This is a genomic window from Streptosporangium sp. NPDC049644 (assembly GCF_040675205.1).
In the GTDB taxonomy this organism is placed as follows: Bacteria; Actinomycetota; Actinomycetes; order Streptosporangiales; family Streptosporangiaceae; genus Streptosporangium; species Streptosporangium fukuiense.
Window position 1 is genome coordinate 1 of sequence record NZ_JBFAOJ010000143.1, and the last position, 15,634, is coordinate 15,634.

At 67.9% G+C, this 15,634-nt stretch carries 14 protein-coding genes and 1 pseudogene; 7 read left to right on the top strand and 8 right to left on the bottom strand.

The genetic code is table 11. The annotated features are described in order from the left end of the window. Nucleotides 1-218: 218 nt before the first annotated feature. The 7 genes and pseudogenes from AB0J58_RS41435 to AB0J58_RS41465 all read right to left on the bottom strand — a co-directional run bounded on the left by AB0J58_RS41435 (nt 219) and on the right by AB0J58_RS41465 (nt 5,529). A complete protein-coding gene (locus tag AB0J58_RS41435) occupies nt 219-1,175 on the bottom strand; it encodes a TIGR01777 family oxidoreductase (protein WP_364226561.1) in 957 nt (318 codons plus the stop codon). Between the two features lie 211 nt (nt 1,176-1,386). After that, a complete protein-coding gene (locus AB0J58_RS41440) occupies nt 1,387-1,875 on the bottom strand; it encodes an N-acetyltransferase family protein (RefSeq protein WP_364226564.1) in 489 nt (162 codons plus the stop codon). A 29-nt stretch (nt 1,876-1,904) separates the two neighbouring features. After that, a complete protein-coding gene (locus tag AB0J58_RS41445) occupies nt 1,905-2,321 on the bottom strand; it encodes an arsenate reductase ArsC (protein ID WP_364226593.1) in 417 nt (138 codons plus the stop codon). A 36-nt stretch (nt 2,322-2,357) separates the two neighbouring features. Continuing rightward, nucleotides 2,358-3,416 (bottom strand): annotated as a pseudogene (arsB, locus tag AB0J58_RS41450) (ACR3 family arsenite efflux transporter); the annotation flags it as partial. Continuing rightward, the gene (locus tag AB0J58_RS41455) at nt 3,413-3,796 is read right to left on the bottom strand and encodes a metalloregulator ArsR/SmtB family transcription factor (RefSeq protein ID WP_364226566.1); all 384 of its coding nucleotides are present in this window, start codon (nt 3,794-3,796) and stop codon (nt 3,413-3,415) included. The pseudogene arsB and the gene AB0J58_RS41455, both read right to left, overlap by 4 nt. A 129-nt stretch (nt 3,797-3,925) precedes the next feature. Then, nucleotides 3,926-5,110 carry a serine hydrolase domain-containing protein gene (locus tag AB0J58_RS41460; RefSeq protein ID WP_364226569.1) on the bottom strand — a complete coding sequence of 395 codons (1,185 nt, stop codon included), beginning with the start codon at nt 5,108-5,110 and terminating at the stop codon, nt 3,926-3,928. Nucleotides 5,111-5,151: 41 nt separating this feature from the next. Next, complete coding sequence (locus AB0J58_RS41465) at nt 5,152-5,529, bottom strand: hypothetical protein (protein WP_364226572.1); 378 nt, start codon at nt 5,527-5,529, stop codon at nt 5,152-5,154. A 158-nt stretch (nt 5,530-5,687) separates the two neighbouring features. Here AB0J58_RS41465 and AB0J58_RS41470 point away from each other — a divergent pair, with 158 nt between their 5' ends. The 3 genes from AB0J58_RS41470 (at nt 5,688) to AB0J58_RS41480 (ending at nt 7,184) form a co-directional block, all read left to right on the top strand. Then, nucleotides 5,688-5,921 carry a hypothetical protein gene (locus AB0J58_RS41470; protein WP_364226575.1) on the top strand — a complete coding sequence of 78 codons (234 nt, stop codon included), beginning with the start codon at nt 5,688-5,690 and terminating at the stop codon, nt 5,919-5,921. Nucleotides 5,922-5,960: 39 nt separating this feature from the next. Beyond that, on the top strand, nt 5,961-6,461 hold the full coding sequence (locus AB0J58_RS41475) for a hypothetical protein (RefSeq protein ID WP_364226577.1): 501 nt from the start codon (nt 5,961-5,963) through the stop codon (nt 6,459-6,461). A gap of 75 nt (nt 6,462-6,536) precedes the next feature. Further along, the gene (locus tag AB0J58_RS41480) at nt 6,537-7,184 is read left to right on the top strand and encodes a hypothetical protein (RefSeq protein ID WP_364226579.1); all 648 of its coding nucleotides are present in this window, start codon (nt 6,537-6,539) and stop codon (nt 7,182-7,184) included. A gap of 129 nt (nt 7,185-7,313) precedes the next feature. Here AB0J58_RS41480 and AB0J58_RS41485 read toward each other — a convergent pair whose 3' ends face one another. Further along, nucleotides 7,314-8,357, bottom strand: coding sequence for a LacI family DNA-binding transcriptional regulator (locus tag AB0J58_RS41485; RefSeq protein WP_364226582.1), 1,044 nt, complete (start codon nt 8,355-8,357; stop codon nt 7,314-7,316). A gap of 521 nt (nt 8,358-8,878) precedes the next feature. On the opposite strand from AB0J58_RS41485, the gene AB0J58_RS41490 reads away from it, so the two are divergent. The 4 genes from AB0J58_RS41490 to AB0J58_RS41505 all read left to right on the top strand — a co-directional run bounded on the left by AB0J58_RS41490 (nt 8,879) and on the right by AB0J58_RS41505 (nt 15,501). Further along, nucleotides 8,879-10,261, top strand: coding sequence for an endo-1,4-beta-xylanase (locus AB0J58_RS41490; protein WP_364226584.1), 1,383 nt, complete (start codon nt 8,879-8,881; stop codon nt 10,259-10,261). Nucleotides 10,262-10,493: 232 nt separating this feature from the next. Then, the gene (locus tag AB0J58_RS41495) at nt 10,494-11,879 is read left to right on the top strand and encodes a glycoside hydrolase family 43 protein (RefSeq protein WP_364226586.1); all 1,386 of its coding nucleotides are present in this window, start codon (nt 10,494-10,496) and stop codon (nt 11,877-11,879) included. A gap of 41 nt (nt 11,880-11,920) precedes the next feature. Continuing rightward, a complete protein-coding gene (locus tag AB0J58_RS41500) occupies nt 11,921-13,978 on the top strand; it encodes a family 43 glycosylhydrolase (protein WP_364226588.1) in 2,058 nt (685 codons plus the stop codon). 53 nt (nt 13,979-14,031) lie between these two features. Then, nucleotides 14,032-15,501: a non-reducing end alpha-L-arabinofuranosidase family hydrolase gene (locus AB0J58_RS41505; protein WP_364226591.1), complete on the top strand. Its 1,470-nt coding sequence runs from the start codon at nt 14,032-14,034 to the stop codon at nt 15,499-15,501. The last annotated feature ends 133 nt before the right edge of the window (nt 15,502-15,634 follow it).

Sequence of the window (15,634 nt, forward strand, 5' to 3'; positions counted from 1 at the left end):
GCTGGAGTCCCGGCTGGTGCCGCGTGGCTACGCGCTGCTGTCGCGGTACGCGGACGAGACGGGCATCTCGGTCGAGCCGACCGGAGCCGTCCTGGGCCGTCAGTCAGGTGACCGGACTACAGCAGTCCGGTCACCGATGGTGTGTCATCGGGAAGAGCATGTCCGCACGGGAGGCGGAACGGCGAGGCCGCCGGTGGCCCGCAGGATCCCCGGGAGGCTCACACGGGGACGCGGGCCCCTCCGCGCACGCGCCTTATGAGGTCGGCGGCGGCCTCCGGCCACCGGGGGTGGTCGAAGGTGAAACCCGCTTCGAGCAGGCGGCCGGGGACGACCCGGCGGCTTTTCAGCAGAAGTTCGGTGTCCGAGCGCAGCGCGAACGCGCCGAGCCCGGCCATCCACCTCGTCGCGGGCAGGCCGATCCGAATCCCCCATGCCGCGCGCAGCACGCGCATGAAGGCGCGCTGCGGCAGAGGATCGGGAGCGGCGAGGTTCACCGGCCCGGCCAGGTCTTCCCGGTCGGCCAGGAACTCGACGGCGCGGACGAGGTCGCGGTCGTGGATCCAGGACATGTACTGCGCGCCGCCCGCGATCGGGCCGCCGAGGCCGAGCCGCGCCATCCGCAGCAGGACGTCGAAGACGCCGCCGCGATCGGGACTCATCACCATGGCGGTACGCAGGGCGACCTTGCGCGTGTGCGGGGTTTCGGCCCGTTCCTGCTCCCGCTCCCACGCTTTCGCGATCTCGACGCTGTAGGCCCAGTAGTCCGGGACACCGGGTTCGGTGCCGCCGAGCACGCCGGTCGCCTCGTCGTTGGGCACGTCGAAGCGGTGGGCGTAGACGGTGGCGGTGCTCATCTGCAACCAGACCCGGGGAGGCCGCGCGGCGGCCGCGATCACCTCGCCCACGACCCGGGTGGAGTGCACGCGCGAGTCCATCATGGCCCTCAGGTTGGCGGCGGTGTAGCGGCAGTTGACGCTGCGCCCGGCCAGGTTGACCACGATGTCACTGCCGTCGATCTCCTCCGCCCAGGGCCCCAGGGTCTCCCCGTCCCAGCGGATGTCACGCTGCCGCACCGGCCGCCTGGTCAGCACCACGACGTCATGCCCCGCGGCGGTCATCGCACGATCCAGGATCGCGCCCACCTGACCGCTTCCTCCGGGTATCACTATTTTCATCGGACTCCCCAGAACGTGTGAGGCCAGCCTAGCGCGGCACGCTGAACGCGTTCAAAAGAGGCCGGCCTTGCCCACCGATCCGCGCACATGCGCGGCGGCCTCATAAAGGTTCCCCCTGTGGTCCGGACACCGGCGGTGTGTCATCAGGTCGATCGACGCCCAGTGCCTTCCTCACCCGAAGGGCGGCCCGCCGACGGGCTCGGGGGTGGTGTCAGGAAATGACCGGGCTGCGGCGCTCGATCAGTACGACGTCACGCCAGACGCCGTGGTGGCGGCCGATCCGCTCGCGGGTGCCGATCACCCGGAACCCGGCGCGTGCGTGCAGGGCGAGGCTGGCGGTGTTCTCGGGGAAGACGCCGGAGTGGATCGTCCAGATTCCGGCGGCCTCGGTGGAGGCGATCAGAGCCGCGAGCAGCGCGGAGCCGACACCGCGGCCTCGGGCCGCGGGGTGGACGTAGACCGAGTGCTCCACCACCCCGGCGTAGACGCACCGGTCGGAGACCGCGGCCGCCGCGACCCAGCCCAGCACCCGGTCACCGTCCCGGTCACCGCCGGTGCCGACGGCGACGTGGCTGTGGGCGGGCAGCTTGGCCGCCACGAAGTGCTCCCAGGTCGGGACGGTGGTTTCGAAGGTCGCCTGGCCCTCGTCGATGCCAAGTCGGTAGATGGCCAGCACCTGGGCGCCATGCCTCGCGGTCATGGCCGTGATGCGCGGCCCCGCGGTGGTGGTCATGTCCGGCCTGCGGCGGGGACCAGTTCGGCCAGCAGCGCGCGGACCCTGGCGTCGATCTCGTCGCGGATGAGGCGTACCTGTTCGATGCCCTGGCCGGCCGGGTCGGCCAGCTGCCAGTCCAGGTAGCGTTTGCCGGAGAAGATCGGGCAGGCGTCGCCGCAGCCCATGGTGATGACCACGTCGGCGGCCTGGACGGCCTCGCCGGTGAGCGGTTTGGGGAACGCACGGGTCAGATCCAGGCCGAGTTCGTCCATGACCGTGATGACGGCCGGGTTGATGGAGTCGGCGGGGGCGGATCCGGCCGAGCGGACGGTGACACCTCCGGCGGCGTGGTGCTCCAGCAGGGCCGCGGCCATCTGGGAGCGTCCGGCGTTGTGCACGCAGACGAACAAAACCTCGGGGACGGTGGACATGAAGGCTCCTTGAACACGGGCGAGGCGGTGGCGCAGGGCCAGGGAGAGGTAGACCAGCGCGAGCAGGACGGGCACCTCGATCAGCGGGCCGACCACTCCGGCCAGGGCCTGGCCGGAGGTGACGCCGAAGGTGGCGATCGCGACCGCGATGGCGAGTTCGAAGTTGTTGCCCGCCGCGGTGAACGCCAGCGTCGCGGTGCGCGCGTATCCCAGACCGACCAGGTGGCCCAGGGCGAAGGCACCGACCCACATGAGCACGAAGTAGACCAGCAACGGCAGCGCGATACGCGCGACGTCGAGCGGTTTGGAGGTGATCGCGTCACCTTGCAGGGCGAAGAGGATCACGATGGTGAACAGCAGCCCCCACAGCGCCACCGGGCCGATCTTCGGCAGGAAACGGGTCTCATACCAGGTGCGGCCCTTGATCTTCTCCCCCAGGCGGCGGGTGAGGTACCCGGCTGCCAGCGGGATTCCGAGGAAGATCAGCACGGAGCGGGCGATGTCCCAGGTGGACACGCCCAGCGCGGCGGCGGGCAGGTCGAGCCGGCCCGGCAGCGCGACCAGGTAGAACCAGCCGAGCCCGGCGAAGGCGATCACTTGGAAGGCACTGTTGAGCGCGACCAGCACAGCGGCGGCCTCCCGGTCCCCGCAGGCCAGGTCGTTCCAGATGACGACCATGGCGATGCACCGGGCCAGCCCGACGATGATCAGGCCGGTGCGGTAGGCGGGCAGGTCGGGCAGGAAGAGCCAGGCCAGGGCAAACATCAGCGCGGGGCCGGCCACCCAGTTCAGCACCAGCGAGGTGGCCAGCAGCCGCCGGTCACCGGTCACCGCCCTCAGCCGGTCGTAGCGGACCTTGGCCAGCACCGGATACATCATCACCAGCAGGCCCAGCGCGATCGGCAGCGAGACGCCGTCGACCTGCACGACCTCCAGCGCGGCGCCCAGGCCGGGGACCGTTCGGCCCGCCACCAGCCCGGCGACCATCGCGGCGGCGATCCAGACCGGCAGCAACCGGTCCAGCGTCGACAACCGTCCCGGCGGCACCGCTTCGGCCCCTGCCGGGGCGGACGACGCCTGCGCGGTGCCGCTCACGCCATCGCCGGCAGGCGCGGACCCAGGATCGCCGACAGTCGCGCCAGCACGCCCGGGTTGACCCAGTAGTAGACCCAGGTGCCGCGCCGTTCGCAGTCGATCAGCCCGGCTTGGCGTAGCACCTTCAGGTGGTGGCTGATGGTCGGACCGGTCAGCTCGAAGGCGCCGGTCAGGTCGCATACGCACGCCTCGCCGCCCTCGTGGCAGGCGATCAGCGACAGCAGGCGCAGCCGCACCGGATCGGCGATCGCCTTGAACAACGGCGCCAGTTCCTCGGCCTCGGCCGGGTTCAACGGCTCGCACACCAGCGGCGCGCAGCACACCTGCCCGGCCTCGTCGGTCCCGGCCAGGTCCACGATCGGCAACGCCTGTTTCGACATAGCTCTAAGTTGACAGGCCTCTAAGCAGTACCGCAAGTCGGCGACACCCCATGAATAGATGTTCATCGAAACATTGGCGCGGGCGGTGACCGCGCCGAGATGGGCGCCGAGGCGCTACGTCGAAGGCCCCTACCGAGCCCGGTCCTTCATCGCGCCCCGTACCGCGTCCAGGAGGTTGGCCGCTCTGCGGTCCGGCACCCCTTCCTGAAGGTGGTTCATGACGTAGCCGAACGCCAGGCCGGTCGCCGGGTCGGCGAAGCCGAGTGATCCGCCGAGACCGGGGAAACCGAAGGCGGTCGGGCTGTACCAGAAGGCGTCGGGTGTCGGCAGGCCGAAACCGGTGCCGATCCGGACGGGTACCCGCAGGATGCGGTCGATGCCACCGACCTGCTCCGCGGTCGCCGCGGCCAGGGTGCCGGGTGCGAGGATGCGGTGCCCGTCGACCTCGCCGATGAGCGCGGCGTAGAAGCGAGCCAGCGCGCGGGCCGTGCAGATGCCGTTGGTCGAGGGCATCTCGGCGGACTGCTCGTCGGGGTCGTTGTGGTCCAGTGGCGGCTTGATGATGCTCATCGACCGCACGGTCAGCGACGTCGGATCGGCATAGGCCGCCATCACCTCGCGCGCGGGTCCGGGAAGGGCGTCCAGGTCGATCCCGGCCAGTGCCTCGACGTCGGGCACCGCGGCGATGATCCGGCTGACCCTATGCCGTTCGGCTTCCGGCAGCCCGATCCACAGGTCCAGACCGAGCGGTGCGGCGATCTCTTCGGCGAGGAACGCGCCGAGGCTGCGGCCGCTCACCCGGCGGACGACCTCTCCGACCAGCCAGCCGTAGGTGAGCCCGTGATAACCGTGCTCGGTGCCCGGCTCCCAGGAGGGGCGCTGGGCGGCCAGCGCGGTCACCATCGGGTCCCAGGCGATCGCCTCCGCCGGGGTGATCGGGTGGTCGATCACCGGCAGTCCGGCCTGGTGGGTGAGCAGCCAGCGGACCGGGATACCGTCCTTCCCGTTCGCGGCGAACTCCGGCCAGTAGTCGGCGACGGGTGCGTCGAGGTCCAGTTCGCCGCGCTGGGCCAGCAGGTGCGCGCAGGCGGCGGTGACACCCTTGGTGGTGGAGTACACGACCTGCAGGGTGTCGCGCTCCCACCGTCGGCCGGTCTCGGGGTCGGCGATTCCGCCCCACAGGTCGACGACCTTCCGGCCGTGCAGGTAGACGCCGACCGCGGCGCCCACTTCCTGGTCGCCGGCCAGATTGGCCGCGAACGCCTCACGTACTCCTTCGAATCCCGGTGCGGTGTTCCCGCCGATTTCGGGCATGCGTCATCAACTTCCGTGTGGAGGGGTGTTGCCGGGAAGTGCTACCCGCGCCACTTCTCGATGAGCCAGGCGCAGACCTCCGGCTCGGTCATCTCAGGGAACTCCTCGGTGAACGTGACGAGGGCGCGCATCGCCTCGTCTCGGTCCAGGCCGCGCACCGCCGCCGCCCTGAGGTACTCCTGACGTGCGGCGGAAGGACGGCCTCCGCCCGCGCCGCGACCCGGCAGGCCGTCGCGCCACCGCACTATCTCTTCCAGCCGATCAGCTCGCCAGCCGGGAGCTCCGTCGACCTCGACGTCGGGCTCGGGAAACGGGTGGCGCGAATCGCCCGGATAGCGGGAGCGCCACTTGTGCACCGCGTGCCGGCTCACCCCCAGCGCCTCGCCGATACCGAGGACACCGAGGTAGGACTCGGTCATGGCGCACCAACTTGTCTGTCCGGCCTCCTTCGCGGATCTCATTACTACCACGCCCGAAATGAAGTCCCGCGTCGACAGGACGCGAAGAACATCGACTCGGCTAGAGACGATGTTAGCGTGAGCGTTAAACATCGTCTACACCGAAGACAAGGTTTCTGATGAAGAAAGCGGGAGTGGTGGAGCTGCGGGAACTGTTCCGGGTCTGGTTCGACGCGTCCGAACGCAAGGACCTTGACGCGCAGATGGCACCGATCGCCGAGGATGTCGTCTCCTACGAGCACGACACCCCGCAGGAGTACCGAGGCGTCGACACGATCAGGCAGATCTGCGCGGCGGGGCTGGACCAGTTGTTCCTCGGAGCCGCCCGAATCTGTCAGTCCCATTCGCCATGATCAGCACGCATACACTCGTACGCCTTCTCGGGGAGGGCCATGGCAGAGATCGTCAAGACGCTTCTCGACCCCCGCAAGATAACGTCGCACCTGCAGGGGGTTGCGGACGTTGAAGCATCGTGGAGCGTTGCCGGTGGAGCCTACGGGGAAGTCTGGGTCCACAGCGGCCCCAACGGCATCGCGCTCAACACCAACTACTGTGATCACGCTCTCGTCGAATACGAACTCTGGGACGGTGAGCCGCCCGCTTCGAACTGGGATGAAAGCCAATCAGGAAGCATCTGCTTGACCTCCGGGAAAATCTGCGCGATCAGTTGCTACTCTGGAGAGCTCAACTACTACGAGGAGTTCGACCTCGGCCATCGAAGCCACGAATGGCAGTTCAGGGCCCACCGCAAGCTCCTCAACCACGAGGATTTCACGGCGGACATCATTGGTTTCGCTCTGTTCAAACTGCAGTTCTGGTCACCTGTGGAGGCTTTACAGCCCGCCTCGGAGAACCAGCCAACGCATGACTTCCGAACAGCAGAGACCTGTTGATAATAGAGTCCCTGTCAGGACGCTGCGGAGAGGACCATCCGTGAACGGCGAACCGAGAGATGACCTCACGAGCCCATGACCCTCATCGCCCTGCGGCAAGCCGCCGTCCACTCCAACCTGTCCCTCGCCGCCCTACAGAAGATCGCAGCCGCGGGTCTGCTTCCCGCCGCCGGTCGACACGGCGACAGGCTGGTCGTCCCTGCGGACGTGGCGCAACGAATCCGGGCTCGCTCCGCTGTGGCGCTACATCACCTCCTGCCAACGACAACCGGCGATGCCACGATGGCAGTGCTGCGCGTCGACGTGGCGAAGCGGGTCCCAGGTGAGGATCGCCCCTTCATCGGCTTTCGTGCCGATCTGACACCTGCGGACCTGCTGGAGGCGCTGCGCGGATGGTGGGTGGGGAGACCAGAAAAGATCGCCCAGGCCGGCATCCTCCCGGTGACACTCGGCGGATTCGTCGTCGCCGTACTCACGGGGCTGAGCGGCTGGGACACCAAACTGACCGGCAACGGCCTGACCCGTCATCGTTTCGACGCGAGACTCGCCGGCTACATCAGCGACCTCGACACGGCCACCAACATGATCACGATCGGCGCAGCCGACGACCTGCGAATCGCCGGGCTTCTTCTCGGCAAGCGCCTCACATCCACGTCCGGCGGCCCGATCGCCTACGTGACCGTAGGCGATCACCAACCGGCCTCCGGGGTCAGCGGGCACTGATCCCGTGGCCGGTAGCCGTCAAACCTGTTGAGACGTCAGGCAGCACACGGGTGCCGGTGAGAAGGGTCGCGCCCCGGTGACCCCGCCGGTCGTCCCAGGTTCGCTCATAAGATCCACAGGCATTTTCGGCTACCCCTGAAAGGCGGCCGTGCTGCCGCGGATCACGAGTTCGGTGCCCAGTTCCACTCGTCTCTGCTGGAGCGGCTCCCCCTCCGCCAGGCTGATCAGCATGGCGGCGGCCGTGGCGCCCATCTCGATCAGGGGCTGGTGGATCGTGGTGAGCGGCGGGATGGCCCAGCGACAGGAGGGCATGTCGTCGAAGCCGATCACACTGAGGTCGTCCGGGATGCGTAGTCGCAGCTCGTGGGCGGCGTGGTAGACGCCGACGGCCTGGCCGTCGTTGGCCGCGAAGATCGCGGTAGGTGGCTCGGGCAGCCTCAGCAGCCGACGGGTGCAGGCCAGGCCATCCTCGATCTGAAACGTCCCCTGGCAGATCAGGTCGGGATCGACCGGCACACCGGCGGCGTCGAGGGCGGCACGGTAACCGTCCAGGCGTGCCCGGCCGGAGAGCGCGTACTCAGGCCCCGTGATCATCGCGATCCGGCGGTGACCGAGTTCGAGAAGATGACGGGTGGCCTCCAGGCCACCGCTCCAGTTGGTGGCCCCCACCGAAGGTACGCCGCGGCCGGGATCCCCGGCCGGATCCAGCACGACCAGGGGAACCTCGCGAGTGGCCAGCCGTACGCGCTGCTCATCCGTGGGACCCGAGAACACCGTGATGACACCGGTGGGGCGGCGGCCGAGCACGTCCTCGATCCACCGGTGTCCCGGGGTGTGCCGACCGCCGAGCTCGGAGATCACCACGCTCAGGCCATGCCGCCGGGCGACCTGCTGGACACCCTTGACGATCTCTATCGGATAGTCGCCGGCCAGCTCGTGAAAGACGACCTCGATGAGGCCCGCCGGCTTGATGCGACGGCGTTGCCTGCGGTAACCGTGCTCTTGGATGAGGCCCTCGACCAGGGCGCGGGTCTCCGGGCCGACCTCCGAGCGGCCGTTGACGACCTTTGAGACGGTGGCCATGGAGACCCCGGCCAGCTCGGCGAGCTGGGAGAGGGTCAGCGGTTTGGAGGAGGCCGAGTCGGCGTGGGGGGATTCCTCGGTCGAGGTCATATCGGAAGTGTATCGGGCGGCTTTCGGCCTCTCGGCATGGCCGTTTTCGCTGCTCCTTCCCCCTTACAGCCCGCTTGCCGGACACTTGGAACGATCATTGATCCGACAACTGTCGGATGTCAACAGAAAATTTCCACCGACCGGCTCGGACTGCCCGAGCCGTCAAGCAGGGGCCGTCGAGAAAGTTAGCTGAATTCAGTCAGAATTCTACGGTTGCCAACTGGTAACTTCTGTGAAACTTTCACATGCGCGGGCAGCACGACATGATCTCCCTCCGGGCGAATGCCCAGGCCGGGAAACATGTCAGCGGCAATGCCCAGGTCAGCGAGGGTTGCGACTCATTGACCTGGATCGGACAGTCGGATGTACTCCGCGTCAACACATCCACGGGAGCAGGCCATGGAGATCTGGAGTCTCGAATGTTAGCGATAACAGATTTCGGCGGCCGCTGTCCCCCAGCCGTGGCCAAGGAGTGATGGATGCCTCCCCCGTCCCGACCTCGTGCCCAAGAAGGAACCGGCATGCCCCCCACTGCGATCCTGACCGTCGCCTCGAAAGCACGACGAACCCTCACTCTCACGATCGCCGCAGCCCTCGGAGCCGGCGTCATGGCGGCCATCCCGCCGGCCGTCTCCGCCGCGGCGACCACGCTCGGGGCGGCGGCCTCCCAGTCGGGTCGCTACTTCGGCGCGGCCATCGCCGCCGGCAGGCTCGGTGACTCCACGTACGTGAACATCCTGAACCGCGAGTTCAACTCGGTCACCGCCGAGAACGAGATGAAATGGGACGCCACCGAGCCGTCGCGCGGCTCGTTCAACTACACCAACGGCGACCGCATCGCCAACCACGCCATCGCACACGGCATGAAGATCCGAGGCCACGCCCTGCTGTGGCACGCCCAGATGCCCGGCTGGGCACAGAGCCTGTCCGGCTCGACCCTGCGCAGCGCCGCCATCAACCACGTCACCCAGGTCGCCACCCACTACCGAGGCAAGATCCACTCCTGGGACGTCGTCAACGAGGCCTTCGCCGACGGCACCTCCGGCGGACGGCGTGACTCCAGCCTCCAGCGGACCGGCAACGACTGGATCGAAGCCGCCTTCCGCGCCGCCCGCGCCGCCGACCCCGGCGCCAAACTCTGCTACAACGACTACAACACCGACGGCATCAACGCCAAGAGCACCGGTATCTACAACATGGTCCGCGACTTCAAATCACGCGGCGTCCCGATCGACTGCGTCGGTTTCCAGTCCCACCTGACCAACTCCGTCCCCGGCGACTACCAGGCCAACCTCCAGCGCTTCGCCGACCTCGGCGTCGACGTCCAGATCACCGAACTCGACATCTCCGGCTCCAACCAGGCCAACGTGTACGCCACCGTCACCCGCGCCTGCCTGAACGTCGCCCGCTGCAACGGCATCACCGTCTGGGGCATCCGCGACAGCGACTCCTGGCGCACCGGTCAAAACCCGCTGCTCTTCGACGCCGCCGGCAACAAGAAGGCCGCCTACACCTCGGTCCTGGACGCGCTGAACGCGGCCACTCCCAACCCGAGCCCCACTCCCACCATCACGCCGCCCCCGGGTGGGCCGTGCCGGGTGGGTTACACCCTCAACGCCTGGAACAACGGATTCACCTCGGCGATCACCGTCACCAACACCGGCGCCTCCGCGATCAACGGCTGGTCGCTCGTCTTCACCCTGCCCTCGGGCCAGAGCATCACCGGGGGATGGAACGCCACCTACTCGCCCGCCAGTGGCCAGGTGACGGCGCGCAACGTGAGCTACAACGGCTCGATCCCCGCCGGAGGCTCGGTCGAGATCGGCTTCCAGGCCACCCACACCGGCAACACCGCCGCCCCCTCCGCCTTCACCCTCAACGGGAGCACCTGCTCCCGCGCCTGAACTCCCGAGGGAGGGAGAGGCCGTCCGCCCGGGGCCGGATCGAGCGGGCGGCTACCCGGCGACGTCGGGCCGCACAGGTCCTGCCGATCCGGCATGCCCGCTTCCTGCCCCATTCACGGAGAACAGCCGGACCTGCGGCGTGACCTGACCTCACACCGCGCCCCGGTCCCGTCGTCTGCCCGACGACGGGACCGGACACCCCTCCGGTAACCCCCCAGAGAAAGGAACGCCCGTGTTCCTGAGCCGCAGGCAGTTCGGCAGGGCCGCCCTGACGTCGGCCGCCCTCGCCACCACCGGTGTGGTCGCCTTCCCCCGAGCGGCGTACGCGGCGAACACCACGTACGTCTTCGGCTACTTCACCGAATCCCCGAACCAGCAGGCCGCCGACTACGGCCTGCACCTGGCGGTCAGCCGGGACGGCCTGAACTGGACCCCCCTCAACCAGAACAACCCCGTGGTCACCCCCACCGCCGGTCAGCAGGGCCTGCGTGACCCGCAGATCTTCCGGAAGCTCGACGGCACCTTCGTCGTCGTCGCCACCGACCTGAAGGGCCTCAACTTCGGCACGCCCAGCCAGTACCTGCACGTCTGGGACTCGGTCGACCTGACCGGCTTCACCGGCTACCGCCGCCTGCGGATGCACACGACGAACGGCCACACCTGGGCTCCGACGGTCTTCCGCGACAACTCTCGCGGGCAGTACGGCATCGTCTACTCGTTCGACACCGGCGGCCGGGACATCCTGGCGGTCAACTACACCGCCGACTTCCAGTCGGTCGGCGCGCAGCAGACCTTCTTCAATCCCGACTTCAACGTGCTGGACGGCGACATCGTGGTCGACGGGTCCACGACGTACCTCTACTACAAGAACCTCAACGACGGGAACCTGTACGGCGCCCGCTCCGCCACGGGCCAGCCCAACAGCTTCACGACCTACACGAGCGGGATCCGCATCGGCAACGCCATCGAGGCGCCGTTGCTCCAGAAGACCAACGACGGCGGCTGGCGCCTGTGGGGTGACTCCTTCAGCCCGGTCAACAACGACTACTACCTGTGGTCGTCATCGAACATCGGCGCCAACACGTGGTCGGCGGTGAACCAGCGTGACTACACCCCGCCGATGAACTCCAAGCACGGTTCGATCGCCGGGATCACCGACGCCGAGTACAACGCCCTGGTCTCCCGGTGGGGCCTGCCGAACTGGGTACGGCTGAAGTCGTCGAACTTCCCCGACTACTTCGTCCGGCACGCCAACCGGATCGGGCGGATCGACCCCTACCCGTTCGACCCGTATCGGGAGCAGATGTGGCGGATGGTGCCGGGGCTGGCCGACTCGGCCGGGGTGTCGTTCGAGGCGGTGAGCGTTCCCGGTAGCTTCCTGCGCCACAGCAACTACGCGATCCGGCTGGACCCGAACGACAACTCCGCGACCTTCCGGGCCGACGCGACGTTCTATCGGGTGGCCGGGCTGGCCGACGGGAGTTGGTCGTCGTTCCGGTCGTACAACTTCCCGACCCACCACCTGCGGCACCAGGGCTACGTGCTGCGCATCGACCCGATCAACGCGTCGTCGAGCGCCGCCGACCGGCAGGATGCCACATTCCGGGTGACGTCATGATCGAAATGTTAACGCTAACAAAATTATCCGGAGGGGGACGTATGTACTACACCAGGCGAAATCGTCTGCGCGTACTGCTTGCCGCCATCACCTCGGCCGTACTCGTCGGCACCCTGCTCACACTCGTCACGCCCGCCGCGAACGCGGCGACGGTCGACACCAGCGCCTGGTACGTCCTGGTCAACCGCAACAGCGGCAAGGCCCTGGATCTCTACAACCTGGCCACCAACGACGGCGCCCGCATCACCCAGTGGACCCGCAACAACGGCAACCAGCAGCAGTGGCAGTTCGTCGACTCCGGTGGCGGCTACTACCGCATCAAGTCCCGCCACTCCGGCAAGGTCCTCGACGTCCACAACTTCTCCACCGCCAACGGCGGCGCGATCGTGCAGTGGGCCGACGGCAACGGCACCAACCAGCAGTGGCGCCTGGCCGACAGCCCCGACGGTTACGTCCGCTTCATCAGCCGCCACAGCAACAAGGCCCTGGAGGTCCAGGGCGCCTCCACCGCCGACGGCGCCAACATCGTCCAGTACGACGACTGGGGCGGCAACAACCAGCAGTGGCAACTCGTCCAGGTCGGCACCGGCCCCAACCCGGGGGGCGACTACACCAATCCGGTCGTGTGGCAGGACTTCGCCGACGGCGACATCATCCGGGTCGGCGACGCCTACTACTACTCGGCCTCGACGATGCACTACTCGCCGGGCGCGCCGATCCTGCGCTCCTACAACCTGGTCGACTGGGAGTACGCCGGCCACTCGGTCCCCCGGCTCGACTTCAACTCGAACGCCTACGACCTCAACGGCGGCCGGGCGTACGTGAAGGGCATCTGGGCCTCGACCCTCAACTACCGGCCGAGCAACAGCACGTACTACTGGATGGGCTGCGTCGAGTTCAACCGCACCTACGTCTACACCGCCTCGGCGGTGGACGGCACCTGGACCAAGCGCTCCCAGATCAACAACTGCTACTACGACGCCGGGCTGCTCGTCGACGACAACGACACGATGTACGTCGCCTACGGCAACGGCACGATCAGCGTCGCCCAGCTCTCGGCCGACGGGCTCAGCCAGGTGCGCGCCCAGCAGGTGTTCCAGACCCCCTCCAGCGTCGGCACCCTGGAGGGCGCCCGTTTCTACAAGCGGAACGGCTACTACTACATCTGGCTGACCCGGCCCGCGAACGGCCAGTACGTGCTGCGCTCCACCAGCCCGTTCGGCCCGTACGAGATGCGCCAGGTCCTGCTGAACATGCCCGGCCCGATCTCCGGCGGCGGCGTGCCGCACCAGGGCGGGCTCGTGCAGACCCAGAACGGCGCCTGGTACTACATGTCGTTCGTCGACGCCTTCCCCGGCGGCCGGGTGCCCGCTCTCGCGCCGATCACCTGGACCGGCGACGGCTGGCCCACGATCCAGACGGTCAACGGCGGCTGGGGCGTCTCCTACCCCAAGCCGAACATCCAGACCAACCGGACCGTCCAGCCGATGATCGGCCCCGACACCTTCACCTCGGGCACGCTCGGCCACCGCTGGGAGTGGAACCACAACCCCGACAACACCAAGTGGTCGGCGGGCAACGGGCTGCGGCTGCAGACCGCGACCGTCACAGGCGACCTGTACAACGCCCGCAACACCCTGACCCACCGCATCCAGGGGCCGTCGTCGACCGCGACGATCGAACTCGACTACTCGCAGATGGCCAACGGCGACCGTAGCGGCCTGGCCATGCTCCGCGACCAGTCGGCCTGGATCGGCCTCAAACGCGACAACGGGACGACCCGGGTCGTGATGACCAACGGGCTGACCATGAACAGCAGCTGGCAGACCACCGGCACCGGCACCGAGGCGGCGAGCGCCAACGTCTCCGGCGGCCGGATCTGGCTGCGGGTCAACGCCGACATCCGGCCCGGCTCCGGACGGCAGGCCCGCTTCTCCTACAGCACCGACGGGACCAACTTCACCTCGTTCGGACCGGCCTTCACGTTGAACAACGCCTGGCAGTTCTTCATGGGCTACCGCTTCGGGATCTTCAACCACGCCACCCAGTCCCTCGGTGGCTCGGTGACCGTGCGCCGCTTCGACCTCACGACCCCATAAGAACCACCCCAACCCGCCCATTCGCTCCGCGTCAGATGAAATCGGAGTACATCATGAGAACAAGACCCCTGGCCGTCATCGTGACGGCGGCCACATTGCTGATGAGCCTCTTCGTGGCCGTCCAATCCGCGAACGCGGCGACGGTCGACACCAGCGCCTGGTACGTCCTGGTCAACCGCAACAGCGGCAAGGCCCTGGACGTCTACAACCTGGCCACCAACGACGGCGCCCGCATCACCCAGTGGACCCGCAACAACGGCAACCAGCAGCAGTGGCAGTTCGTCGACTCCGGTGGCGGCTACTACCGCATCAAGTCCCGCCACTCCGGCAAGGTCCTCGACGTCCACAACTTCTCCACCGCCAACGGCGGCGCCATCGTGCAGTGGGCCGACCTCAACGGCACCAACCAGCAGTGGCGCCTGGCCGACTCCGCGGGCGGCTACGTCCGCCTGATCAGCCGCCACAGCAACAAGGCCCTGGAGGTCCAGGGCGCCTCCACCGCCGACGGCGCCAACATCGTCCAGTACGACGACTGGGGCGGCAACAACCAGCAGTGGCAACTCGTCCAGGTCGGCAGCGGGCCGAACCCGACCCCGACGCCGACCCCGACCGGCACCTGCGCTCTTCCGTCGACGTACCGCTGGACGTCGACCGGCTCGCTGGCGAACCCGAGGTCCGGGTGGGTCTCGCTCAAGGACTTCACCGTCGCCCCTTACAACGGCAGGCAACTCGTCTACGCCACGACGCACGACAACGGGTCGAGCTGGGGTTCGATGAACTTCGGCCTGTTCACCAACTGGTCGGAGATGGCCTCGGCCAGCCAGAACGCGATGAACTCCGCCACCGTTGCCCCCAGCCTGTTCTACTTCGCCCCCAAGAACATCTGGGTGCTCGCCTACCAGTGGGGCGGCCCTGCCTTCTCCTACCGCACCTCCACCGACCCCACCAACCCGAACGGCTGGTCGGCACCGCAGACGCTCTTCTCCGGAAGCATCACCGGCTCCGGAACGGGCCCCATCGACCAGGCGGTCATCGGTGACAGCACGAACATGTACCTGTTCTTCGCCGGCGACAACGGCAAGATCTACCGGGCCAGCATGCCCATCGGGAACTTCCCCGGCAACTTCGGCACCACGTCGACCGTGATCATGAGCGACACGACGAACAACCTGTTCGAGGCCGTTCAGGTCTACAAGCTGCAGAACCAGAACCAGTACCTCATGATCGTCGAGGCGATCGGCGCGCAGGGCCGCTACTTCCGCTCGTTCACGTCCAGCAGCCTGAACGGTAACTGGACCCCGCAGGCCGCGACCGAGGGCAACCCCTTCGCCGGCAAGGCCAACAGCGGCGCCACCTGGACCAACGACATCAGCCACGGCGAACTGATCCGTACCAACGCCGACCAGACCATGACCGTCGACCCCTGCAACCTGCAGCTGCTCTACCAGGGCCGCAGCCCCAACTCCGGCGGCGACTACGGCCTCCTGCCCTACCGGCCGGGCCTGCTGACCCTGCAGCGCTGACGGCGTGACCCAGATCCGGCTCGGGTGTTCCTGACCTTCGTGGCAAAGGCGTATGCCGAATACGCGATCAGGACCGGGTGGATCCAAAGCGGCGGGCGGGGGCGCGGCCGGGCCCCCCCCCGGGCGCCCAGAG